The following is a 10,917-nucleotide window of genomic DNA, read 5'->3' as shown; positions in this document are numbered from 1 at the left end:
TCGGGCGACCACGCGCGAAAAACAGGCTTCAAGGTTCGCTTTGCTCACCTTCTCTGGAGTACCTCGTTGAGTTCGCGGCATACATCGCGTGAATGTCGGTGGTTGCTGGTTGAGTGGAGACATGGCATCAGTCACCATCGCCCCTCTCGCATCGCCCTCGCTGAGCGATCTGCCGGGTGCGGTCGTATGCGCTTCGGGTGCGGGGGTTGGTGCAGGATCGCCGGGCGTCTCTCAGATCATGTGGTGGATCGGGCGGCTCGAACACCAGCAGCGCGCCCTCGACGCTGCCCGTCTCGAGCTGCTGAACGCCGCGCTCGAGGCGGCGACCGGGCTGGGTGCCGCGCATCGGACGTCTGATCGAGTCTCTGGCTCGCGAGGCAGCGAACTCGAATATCGGGCTCTGCGAGCCGATCTCGCGGGCGTGCTCGGTGCGAGCGAGCGCTCCGCGGAGGCGCAGCTCGACACTGCCTGGCGGGTGCAGCACGAGTACCTTGCCGTGCAGGAGGCGCTGGCAGCCGGTGAGATCTCCGCAGCACACGCGCGGGTCATCGTCGACGCTGGGATGCGGGTCGGGCACGGTTCCGAACCCGACGTAGTCGCGCGACGCTCGGCCTACGAATCCGAAGTGCTCACGCACGCACGCGTCGACACCGTGAATCGCCTACGGCCCATAGCCCGTCGCCTCGCTGAGCAGCATGCCGTCGAGTCACTCGACGAGCGCCACCGCGAGGCCGTGCGCGAACGACGCGTGATGGTGCAGGAACGCGAAGACGGCATGTCTGACCTAACCGCGTACCTGCCGACGGTCGAGGCGTATGCGATCCATGATCGACTGACTCGGATCGCGCGTGAAGTGCAGCGGGTTGAGGCTTCGGGGCACGAGTCTGAATCTGCGGCTGAGAGTGATGCGGAATCGAGCGAGCCCGTTCGCGGGCGTGACGAAGCGCGCGCTGACGTCTTTGTCTCGCTGCTCCTGAATTCGGATCCAATGGAGGTCGACTGCTCGGCGACGGCTGCCCGGTCGATGCGTGCTCGCGTTCAGGTGATTGTTCCGGTCGAAGGTCTCGTCGGTGCGGGTGCTGGTGCCGGCCCTGGTTCGGCCATGGACCGCCATGAGTGGCGAAATGGCGAACGTGGCGATCATGCCGTCGCAGAGCTCATCGGTGCGGGGCCCATACCGGTCGGCAGCGCTCGTGACATCGCTGCCGAAACGCCCGTCTGGGAGCGCGTCACAGTTGAATCCGCGACCGGAAGCGTGCTGGCAGTCGACCGCTACCGACCGAGCGAAGAGATGCGCCGCCGCCTCGGCGCGCGCGACCAGCACTGCCGGTTCCCAGGATGCCGGGTGCCGCTCGCGCGCTGCGATCTTGACCACACCATCGACGCGGCGCTGGGCGGTGCGACCGCAACCGACAATCTCGCACATCTGTGCCGTGGGCACCACACGCTGAAGCACCACACCGGATGGATCGTCGAGCAGCGATACGACGGTGATCTGCTCTGGACGAGCCCGACGGGCCGCAAAATTCCCGACCGGCCGCCGAGTCGGGTGAGGTTCGCGCGGGTTCGAGCCGGAGACGACAAAGACGGGGAAGAAGCCTCCAAGAATCTCGATGAGGACGCGTCTTCAGCGCACCGTGCACAGATGACGGAGATTCGCGCTGAGATCGAACGCCGCAGGAACTGGGACCTCGAGTTACAAGAGCAACCGTTCTAGAGATGTGGACGCAGATGCTTCGCGCTGGGAGGCGAGGCGACGCGATGCGGGGTGAGGCGGCTCCGGGCTCGGGCCTCGGAGAGCTCGTGGCGTCGGGCCGTGGCGAAGCTTCAGCTGTCAGCCGCGCAACTGAGCGATCTCCCGCGCCACATTCGCGCGGGCGCGCGCCTCCCACAACTCACGGGCGGCCTCGGTTGCGTAGAGGTTTGGGTTCGAGAGATACGACTCGAGGATCGTGGATCGTCCGCGTGCGAACGCGTCATCGGGCACATGCGCGTACTCCAGGCGTACCGAGGCCGCGTAGTCGGCGTAACGCGTGGGGTGAGACGCGAAGATCCAGAGATCTGCGTCAAGAAGGTGCGCGACGGGCGGGGAGGGAATGGCGGCGGGGTCACCGGAGCCATCCACGGAGGACGCGGGTGTCGTCGCGATGATCTGAGCGCGGACAGACTCGATGACGCTCGGGGTGAGGCCAGGGAACGCCGGAAGATCGGCCTCGGCCGACAAACGAACCGCAGCGAGCCGGGTGAGTTCGGCAACCGCGAGCGCGGCCGATCGCTGCTCGTCGGCGTGGCCTGATTCGGCGCGAGAATCTGCATAGTGAGAATCTTCAGCGCGAGAACCTTCAGAGCGAGTCCCGCCAGCGGGAGTCTCGTCAGCGCGGCTCTCGCCGGCGCCGGTTCCGGTTTCGCCGGCGGCAGTGCCCCCGGCCTGCGCGGCGCTCGTCGGTACCGCCCCCGTATACACCGCGTCGTGAAACCAGGCCGCGAGCAGGGTCTCGGGCGCAATGCGCTCGCCGCGCGAGGCGAGGTGATCAAGCGCGAGCAGCACGTCTTCGAGGTGGCGCTCGTCGTGATAGCGGCGGTGTGGCTCGGTCCAGCGGGCGAGAAGATCCTCGCCGAGTGCGGCCCAGGCGGGGTCGGTGGCCGGGGCGGGGCGATCCGGAGCCTGACCCGCGAGAAGCTCGCCGAGCCGGGCCCACTCGTCGCGGAGGTACTGCTGTCGCCGCACCGGGGTTATCGCTGCGCGGTCGACCTGGCGCACGCGCAGTCCGGTATTGCGCAGACGGTGCACCACCTCGCGACCCGACACGGGCAGCGCGCCGAGCGCCACCGCGCGGTCGTAGTTCGCGGCCGAGACGTCGTAGTGGTCGAGGTCGAAGCTGCGCCGCGGAAACCCGAGCCGCCGGGCGAACGCGTGCAGCTCGTCGTAGCTGGTGTCAGAGACGAGGTGGCTCCAGATGGTGCCGTGTGCGGGCCAGGCCGGCGGGTCGATGAGGATCGCCATGCGTTCAGCGTACTGCGGTGGTGGGCGGTTATCGCCGACCGAGAGGCCGGTTACGCTGCGGGCGTTTTCGGCGTATCGAGCTCCCACGCATCGGCGATGCGCGAGACGGCGGTCGTCCAAGATTCGTGCTCGGGATGTTCGAGGTGCCCACCGGCACCCGCCCCGTGTCCCCAGGTGAGGCGGGCGACCGCGCACGTCGGCATCTCGGTGATGCCGCCCCCGGTGAGGCGCGCGGCGAGCTCGGAGAGCCCGGGCTCGTGAGCGACGATTAGCACGGTCGACGCGGGGGAGTCGCCGCCGCGATCGGCCGCGGTTCCGGCGGAGACGGCGACCCCGGTGAGGGTCTCGGGGCTCGCGAGGTAGAGCTCCGGGTCGAGTTCGAGCGCGACGCCAAGCGCATCGGCGAACACGGCGGCGGTCGTGCGGGCGCGCAGTGCGGTGCTCGAGATCAGGCGGTCCACCGGCTCGCCGAGGGTGCGGAGCTGTACGGCTAGGCGATCCGCCATCACCGGCGCATCGCGCTGCCCGCGGGCATTCAGTGAGCGATCGTGGTCGGGGAGACCCGGGTCGCCCCAGTCGGACTTCGCGTGACGAACGAGAATGAGCGTGACCATGCGGCCAGGATACGGGGGAACACTGGGGGCGACGCACGCACACCACCGGTCACTCGCGTCGCCGGGTCTCGCGGAACAGCAACCAGATCAGATAGAGCCCGCCGACGCACACGGTGATGAGTCCGACGGGAACCGGGCGATACACCTGGGCGAGCGACAGCGACAGCAGGTGCGCCGATGACAGCAGCGCCGCGCCCATGCTCGCCGCCCCCATGAGTGAGACGCCCGGGCTGCGGGTGAGTCGCCGCGCGAGTTGGGGTGCGGCGAGTGCGATGAACCCGATGGGTCCGGCGGCAGCGGTGACGAGTGCCGACGTGGCGACACCCGCGACCAGCAATCCCGCGCGTGCCCGCCCCACGCTGACGCCCTGCGCGAGGGCGGCGTCATCGCCGAGTTCGAGCTGCCGCAGCGCCGGCGAGAGCACGCCTGCGCCGATGAGAATCACGACGCCGAGGGCGAGCGATGGCACGAGGCTGGGCCAGGTGACGCGTGTGAGTGATCCGGCGCCCCAGAATCCGACGGAGATTGCGTCGGTGAGATCCGCGCGCGTGATGAGATACGCATTGATTGACCCGAGCAGCGCAGACACAGCGATGCCGACGATGATCAACCGGAACCCCTGTACCCCGCGCCGAAACGCGAGCGCGTACACGACGATCGCCGTCGCCAGCCCGCCCGCGATCGCGGCGCCCGCGACGATCCAGTAGCCCGACGCGCCGATCCAGAGAATCGTGACGACGACGGCGGTGTAGGCGCCGGCATCGAACCCAATGACATCGGGGGAGCCGAGCGGATTGCGCGTCAGCGACTGGAAGATCGCGCCGCCCACGCCCAGCAGTGCGCCGAACGCGACCGCCGCGATCGCCACAGGCAGACGCCACTCGACGATGATTGTGCGCGTGAACTCCTCGCCCCCGCCGAACAACCCCTCGACGACCTGCGCGGGCGACAACGGGTAGTCGCCGATCCCGATCGCGAGTACCGCGAGCACCACGGCGATGAGGAAGAGCACGCTGTGTGCCACGATGCTGCGAGTACGCACGCGCAGCGCCAAGACGCGCCCCCAGCGGAGGTCGCGGTAGGCGTACCCGGGGTCAACGGCCTGTCTCACGGCGGTCGGTGCTGGAGTGGGCAGCGCCGAGGCGGACTGTGCCGGGGTGGTCTCCGCGCTCACAGCCCGCTCGTCTTTCCGCGCCGCACGAGCGCGATGAGCACCGGTGCGCCGATCACCGCGGTGACAATGCCGACCTCGACCTCGCCGGGGCGCGCGATGATGCGGCCCAGCACGTCGGCTGCCAGTACGAGTACGGGCGCTGCGACGAGGGTGATCGCCAGGATCCACCGCTGATCGGGGCCCGTGAACCAGCGCACAATGTGCGGGATCATCAGGCCGACGAACGCGATGCCGCCGGTCAATGCGGTCGCGCCGCCGGCGAGCAACGTCACCGCGACGATGCCGAGCGCCCGTGTGCGCAGCGGGTGCGCGCCGAGCGACGAGGCGAGGTCGTCGCCGAGGGCGAGCGCGTTGAGCGGCCCCGCCACGAACGCCGCGACGAGCAACCCGGTTCCCAAGAAGGGGAGCACCAGTAGGGCGTCGTCGAGGCTTGTGCGTGCGATTGATCCGACGCCCCACGAGCGGATCGCGCGGAACGTGTCTTCGTCGATGAGGGTGAGAAACGTGGAGATGCCGGTGAGTACCGCGGAGAGCGCCACCCCGGCGAGCACCAGGGTGACGGGTGAGCCGCCGCGTGCAGTGCCGCCGATGAGAGAGACCAGCACCGTCGCAGCGATGGCGCCGAGAAACGCGAACCAGATGTAGCCCGAGATACTTGAGATGCCGAACACGCCGACACCGAGCGTCACCGCGAACCCCGCGCCGGCATTGACACCGAGGATGCCCGGGTCGGCGAGGGGATTGCGCGTGAGCGCCTGAATCAGCGCGCCCGCGAGCCCGAACGCGGCGCCCGCGGCGATGCCGACGACGGTGCGTGGAATGCGGAGGGTCCACACGATGATCGAGGCCTCGCTCGAATCGGGGTGCCACAGTCCGCGCCAGACCTCGGGTAGCCCGAGTGGGTTCGCGCCCACGGCGAGGCTGAGGAGTACGACGACGATGAGCGCGCCGACCGTGATGAACAGCGCGAGCAGCCGGCCGCCGACGCGCTGCCGTGCTGGTGCGGGTGTCTGCGCTGCTGCTCGCGCAGGAGTGGTTTCGGAACTCAGGAGACGGCCTGTTCCGCGAACCCGGTGAGGCGGTCGATGAGCCACGGCACGCTCAGTGCGCTCTGCACGTTCAGGCCCCACGCGAACGCATTCGTGCCGGTGTCGGGGTCTGCCGCATCAAATACGGCTCGTCCCTCGGCGACGGCGGGAACGGCGGCAAACAGTGGCGACTCGGTGACGTACGTCTCGGTGCCCGCGTCGAACGTGCTGACGAGCAAGAAGTCGGCATCGATCAGCGAGATGAGCTCGCCACTCACCACATCGCTATCGAGGAAGCGTGCCGCTGGCTCGGGCAGCGCGAAGCCGAGCTGTTCGATGAGCGCGGCGGTGTCGGTTCCGGGAGCGCTGGCGTACGCGACGCCGTACTCCTCTTCGTAGACGATGACGTGCGTCGCGGTCTTGCCGGCGAACTCGGGGTGCTCGGCCCGTGCTGACGTGACGGCGTCTTCGGCCGCGCCTACGGCCTCGGTCGCCGCCTGCGAGAGGTCGAGCGCGGCTCCAAGCTCGGTGGTGGTCTGCTGCCACGAGAGCGAGTCGCTTTCGGCGTACTGCACCGGCGCGATGGCGCTCAACTGCGTGAATCGGGTGCGGTCGACCGCATCAGTGGCGTAGAGCGCCACGATGAGATCGGGATCGCTGGCGGCGACCTGCTCGGCCGACACCTCGGCACCCGCCTCCGAATCCCAGAGTGTCTCGATGCCGTCGATGGTCTCTGGGGAGATCCAGGCGTTGCGCTCCACCGTGGACGGCGCGAACACCGGAGTACCCCCGAGCGCAATGAGCGCATCGGTGTCGATCGTGGATGCCGTGACGATCGCGATGCGCTCGGGGCGCTGCTCGAGCACGGTCTCGCCGAACGGTGTGTCGAGCGTGAGCGGGTACTCGGTCGTGCCCTCGGCTGCGGGGAGCAACGGGGCATCGGGCGCGCCAGAACCAGAGCCGGTGTCTGAGCTGGTGTCTGAGGTGCTCGACGCGGCCCCGGCGCACCCGACGAGCAGGAGCGTCGCTGCGGCGACGGCGGCGAGACCGGCAAAGCCACGCCTGCGTCGCAGGGCGCGGGGCGCGGCGTGCGACGCGGTGCCCGGGGTGTTGATCGGTGAGTGGTGCGGCATGGTCGATCCTTATCGGGGAAGAGCGATGGAGTAGAGCGCGGCGCCCCAGCCGACCGTGCGTCGGTCGGGAGTCGGCAGCGCGGCACTGGCAAAGCGTGCGCGCAGCTCGGGATCGGTGCGCGCACCGCCGCCCGTGAGTGCGAAATCGATGAGATCGTCTTCGAACTCGTGCTCGTCGGCGAGGTCCAGGTCGAGCGGCTCCTCGAGTACGAGGAGCGCGCCTCCGGGTACGACCGCTGCGGCGGCCCGCTGCAGCGCCAAATCGGCGTCGGCATCGGCGAGCGGAGCCAGCACCGTCGCGAGCAGCACTCGGTCGACGGGGGTCGCGGGCGTCGCGAAGCTGCCGGCGGGCTCGTAGGCGATACGGTCGTGGACATCGTGCAGACGCTGGAGCACGGTGATCTCGGAGGGCGCCGCGAGCACGGTCACCCGCAGCTCCGGGTGGCGCGCCACCAGGGCCGCGGCGAGCACGCCGGTGCCGGGACCGATGAGCGCGGCGCTCGAGCAGCCGTCGAACGCCGGCGACTCCGCGAGTGCACTGGCCACATAGTCGGCCTCCTGCGCCTCACCCGCGATGCGGTCGTCGAGCGCAGTGCCCGGCCGCGACACGTGAGATCGCCAGTCGGTGCCGAACCAGCCCGCGAAATCACCGGTGCCGGTGCGCACCGCTGAGAGCAGCGCGAGCGCGCCGCCGAGTTCCCGCTGCGCGCGCAGACCATCGAGATCGAGATCTTCAATAGTGTCTTCGTCGTCGAGTTCGCTGCCGAGCGCAGTGAGGCGGTAGGTCGTTCCGGGCGCCACCGTCTCGATGAGCTCAAGCGCTTCCAGGTACCGCAGCAGTTTGGCGAGCCCGTGCGGGTGGGCCCCGGTGCGCTCCGCGAGTGATTCGAGGGTGCGCGCGGCCCCGCCGAACGCGGCGGGCAGCCTGATGGTTGCGGCGATCCTCACCGCGAATGCCGGCAGCAGCTCGGTGAGTTCGTGGAAGCGGTCGCTTGGATCGAGCGCATCCGCGAGCGTGTCTGCGGTGTCGGCTGCATCGTTCCCAGCAACATCGGCTTCGGGGGAGGCGGGGGTTGTGGGTAGCTGCGTGGTCTCGATGGGCGCAGTCGCCGTGTGCTCGCCTGCCCCCGCCTGCCGCCGCCAATACCCGGTCACTTCAACCTGAGCCTTCGTGAGCCCGCGCTCACCGCGCAGCCAGCGGCGAATCGGAATCAGTGTGAGCGTTTCGCCGGCGATCCAGGCGAACGGGGTGCCCGGCCACCATTCGGCCGCGCGGATCGCGTCGAACAGCAGCGACGTCGTGCCCGGCTCGGCGCCGTCGCGACTGAGCCAGGTGATCTCGACGCCGTCGGGGCACGGCAGCGGCTGGCGGTGCGCCTCGACGGCGACCTCGATGAAGATCTGCGCGCGAGCACCGGTCGGCCACTCGTCGAGCCAGCGGGCGATCGCGGGGAGCGCGGTCTCGTCGCCGGCGATGAGTGTCCAGTCGGCGCCCACGGGGTGCGGCGCCGACATCTTGGGGCCTGCGATCTGCAGGCGGTCACCGACCTGCGCTTCGACGGCCCAGGTCGAGGCGGCACCGGTGCCGTGCACCACGAAGTCGACGTCGAGCTCGCCGGCCTCCGGATCCCACCGGCGCACCGTGTAGGTGCGCAGCAAGAGGTGCTCGTCGCCGCGGGGCCAGTTCAAGACGCCGTCGGCCTGGGTCGGCCCGACGATCTCGGCGGCATCGGGGTGAGGCAGCAGCACCTTGAATTCGTCGTCAAACCCGTCCGAGCGAAATGCGGCGACGGGAAACCCGTTGCTGGCAGTGTGCGCGGCGAGGTCGGCGCCGCCCAACGTCACCCGGCGCATGCCCGGGGTGACGTCGGCGACGCGCAGCACCTCGAGCGTGCGCGTGGTGATCGGATAGATCGACAGGGGGCGCATCGAGTGAGCCATGAAATCTCGCTCTGCTCAGTAGAGATCGGCGAAGGCGTCGGTCAGCTGATCGACCGTCCACCGATTGGCCAGCACGTTCGGGTAGGCGAAAGCCCACGCGAGGTCGAGGCCGTCGGTCTCGGGATTCGGATCGACGAATGCGACCTTGCCCGCCTGCACGGCGCCCAGCTGCTGGTAGAGCTGATTGCTCTCGAGCCAGGTGGTCGCCTCCGCAACGGTGCCCTCCCCGCCGTGTCGAGCGATGAGCAAGCCGTCGGCATCGACGAGTCCGATGTTCTCGAGGCTGATCTCGCCCCAGTCGAAGCTGCTCAGCTCATCGACATGCGGGTGCTTCGCGAACCCGAGTTCGTCGAGGAGCTCCTCGGCGGGCGATCCCTCGATGTTCACGAACTGGAGCCCGGTCTCTTGCCCACGGTTGATCACGATGCCGACGGTCTTGCCGCTGAACTCCGGGTGATCCTGCGCCGCTTGCGTGATGCGGCTCTCGGTCTCGTCGATCTGCTGCTCGGCGCGCTCGGAGAGGTCGGTGGCCTCGCCGACGCCGCGCACGAGCTCGCGCCAATCCCAGGCGAAATCGCCGCTCGGTGCGACGGCGAGCACTGGGGCGATGCTCGACAGCCGCTCGTAGTCGTTCTCGAGATTGCCGTACGTGCTTGCCACGATGAGGTCGGGCTTCGCGGCGAGCAGCTTCTCGAAGGCGAAGCTGTCGGCCCACGGGTCGATGAACGTGTCGACCTCGTCGAGCCGCGTGCCGTCGTTCCAGAGGTAGCCGTCGTTGTCTGATGCGACGACGGGGGCGATGTCGAGCGCGAGGGTCGACTCCTGGTCGCCGAGCCCGCCGATCACGGCGATGCGCTGCGGGCGCTCGTCGAGCGTCGAGCTGCCGTATTCGGTGTCGAGCGTCAGCGGATACGCGGTGTCTCCCTCGGCGGCGGGAAGGAGCACGGCATCACTCTGTGCGGACGCGCTCTGTGCGGCATCGGCCTGACCGGCGCAGGCGGTGAGAGCGAGTGCGCTGAGTGCGAGCAGCGCGATGGTGCGGGTTGCGGGGAGAAGTTTCACGGTGCCTTTCGGGGACGCGGCCCATGACGAGCCAGCATACGTGTGATCTAGGTTAGGGAACGCTAAACTTTTGGATGGTGCAGAAAGCGACACTCTCGGTGCCGGATGCGTCACCACGCACCCGGAGCGCGGCGGTGCGTACCGCAACGGAATGGTGAGGAGAGCGACGCGTGAGAACGGAAGGGACACGTCGCCGCGCGATCACACGCCCCATGGTGCACATACCTGCGGTGCGGCTGACGGCGCGCGTGCACCACGGCGACCACCTGCTGCTGTGGCAAGCGCGCGGCAGCTCGGATGTGCGTGCCGGCATCGAACGCCACGTACTCACCGAGGGCACCGCCGTCTGGGTGCCGGTGGGCACCCGGCACGCGCTGCAGGTGCACGAAAACTCGGTGCTGCTGCCCATGTTCTTTGGGCTCGAAGACACCGAGACCGCGTTGCAGCGCGTCACGGTGTTTCGCGTCGACGATGATCTCTCCACCCTGTTTCTCGCGTGCATCCAGGCGCAGCAGACTGCGCTGCAACCCGACATAGACCTCAGTCGGCAGCTGCTCGCGCTCATCGAGCTGCAGCCCGCGATCACCAGCGCCCTCACCATGCCGCGCACGCCCGAAGCCGCGGCGGTCGCCTCGGCGCTGCGCGCCAACCCCGGCGACCGGCGACCAGCCGCGGCGCTCGCCGCAGCCGCGCACGTTTCCCTGCGTACGATCGAACGGGCGTTCGTGCGCGATACCGGCGTCACCTTGCGCGAGTGGCGGATCAGCAACCGTATGGAGTCCGCGGCGACGCTGCTGAGTTCCGTGCAGCGCATCGAGACCATTGCGCATCGTGTCGGCTATACCGACGTGAGCGCGTTCCGGCGGGTGTTCAAGGCGCATTTCGGAGCGACGCCGGCGGAGTACCGCGCCGGCCTCGGTGAAGCGGTGCCGCACGCCGTGTGACCAGCGTCACCCGACGA

The 10,917-nt window shown here is 69.1% G+C and carries 9 protein-coding genes; 2 read left to right on the top strand and 7 right to left on the bottom strand.

From position 1 onward, the window contains the following. The first annotated feature begins 121 nt into the window (after positions 1-121). Positions 122-1,717 carry an HNH endonuclease signature motif containing protein gene (locus AMS67_RS04935; protein ID WP_053386373.1) on the top strand — a complete coding sequence of 532 codons (1,596 nt, stop codon included), beginning with the start codon at positions 122-124 and terminating at the stop codon, positions 1,715-1,717. Positions 1,718-1,834: 117 nt separating this feature from the next. On the opposite strand, the gene AMS67_RS17960 is transcribed toward AMS67_RS04935, so the two are convergent. From AMS67_RS17960 to AMS67_RS04900, 7 genes are read right to left on the bottom strand one after another with little or no spacing between them, the layout of a single operon-like run. Then, positions 1,835-3,004 carry a DUF4031 domain-containing protein gene (locus AMS67_RS17960; RefSeq protein ID WP_053386372.1) on the bottom strand — a complete coding sequence of 390 codons (1,170 nt, stop codon included), beginning with the start codon at positions 3,002-3,004 and terminating at the stop codon, positions 1,835-1,837. Positions 3,005-3,054: 50 nt separating this feature from the next. After that, complete coding sequence (locus AMS67_RS04925; RefSeq protein ID WP_053386371.1) at positions 3,055-3,618, bottom strand: SixA phosphatase family protein; 564 nt, start codon at positions 3,616-3,618, stop codon at positions 3,055-3,057. 49 nt (positions 3,619-3,667) lie between these two features. Beyond that, entirely contained in the window at positions 3,668-4,792 is a 1,125-nt protein-coding gene (locus AMS67_RS04920) for a FecCD family ABC transporter permease (protein ID WP_082305305.1), read from the bottom strand. Beyond that, the gene (locus AMS67_RS04915) at positions 4,789-5,886 is read right to left on the bottom strand and encodes a FecCD family ABC transporter permease (RefSeq protein WP_169782358.1); all 1,098 of its coding nucleotides are present in this window, start codon (positions 5,884-5,886) and stop codon (positions 4,789-4,791) included. Before AMS67_RS04915 ends, AMS67_RS04920 begins: the two co-directional genes overlap by 4 nt. Beyond that, a complete protein-coding gene (locus AMS67_RS04910; RefSeq protein WP_053386370.1) occupies positions 5,838-6,953 on the bottom strand; it encodes an ABC transporter substrate-binding protein in 1,116 nt (371 codons plus the stop codon). Before AMS67_RS04910 ends, AMS67_RS04915 begins: the two co-directional genes overlap by 49 nt. A gap of 9 nt (positions 6,954-6,962) precedes the next feature. Continuing rightward, positions 6,963-8,894 (bottom strand): SIP domain-containing protein, encoded by a 1,932-nt coding sequence (locus AMS67_RS04905; protein WP_053386369.1) that lies wholly within the window; start codon positions 8,892-8,894, stop codon positions 6,963-6,965. A 15-nt stretch (positions 8,895-8,909) separates the two neighbouring features. Next, positions 8,910-9,956, bottom strand: coding sequence for an ABC transporter substrate-binding protein (locus tag AMS67_RS04900; RefSeq protein ID WP_053386368.1), 1,047 nt, complete (start codon positions 9,954-9,956; stop codon positions 8,910-8,912). 212 nt (positions 9,957-10,168) lie between these two features. Between AMS67_RS04900 and AMS67_RS04895 the strand changes: the two genes are divergently transcribed. Beyond that, a complete protein-coding gene (locus tag AMS67_RS04895) occupies positions 10,169-10,900 on the top strand; it encodes a helix-turn-helix transcriptional regulator (RefSeq protein ID WP_053386367.1) in 732 nt (243 codons plus the stop codon). The last annotated feature ends 17 nt before the right edge of the window (positions 10,901-10,917 follow it).

It is taken from the genome of Leucobacter japonicus, assembly GCF_001273855.1.
Classification (GTDB): Bacteria; Actinomycetota; Actinomycetes; order Actinomycetales; family Microbacteriaceae; genus Leucobacter; species Leucobacter japonicus.
This window is presented reverse-complemented; position numbering and strand designations above follow the sequence as displayed.

Excerpts from the sequence above, each read along its gene's own strand:
- AMS67_RS04935 (WP_053386373.1), top strand. The coding sequence starts at position 122 with ATGGCATCAGTCACCATCGCCCCTCTCGCATCGCCCTCGCTGAGCGAT.
- AMS67_RS17960 (WP_053386372.1), bottom strand. The coding sequence starts at position 3,004 with ATGGCGATCCTCATCGACCCGCCGGCCTGGCCCGCACACGGCACCATC.
- AMS67_RS04925 (WP_053386371.1), bottom strand. The coding sequence starts at position 3,618 with ATGGTCACGCTCATTCTCGTTCGTCACGCGAAGTCCGACTGGGGCGAC.
- AMS67_RS04910 (WP_053386370.1), bottom strand. The coding sequence starts at position 6,953 with ATGCCGCACCACTCACCGATCAACACCCCGGGCACCGCGTCGCACGCC.
- AMS67_RS04905 (WP_053386369.1), bottom strand. The coding sequence starts at position 8,894 with ATGGCTCACTCGATGCGCCCCCTGTCGATCTATCCGATCACCACGCGC.
- AMS67_RS04895 (WP_053386367.1), top strand. The coding sequence starts at position 10,169 with ATGGTGCACATACCTGCGGTGCGGCTGACGGCGCGCGTGCACCACGGC.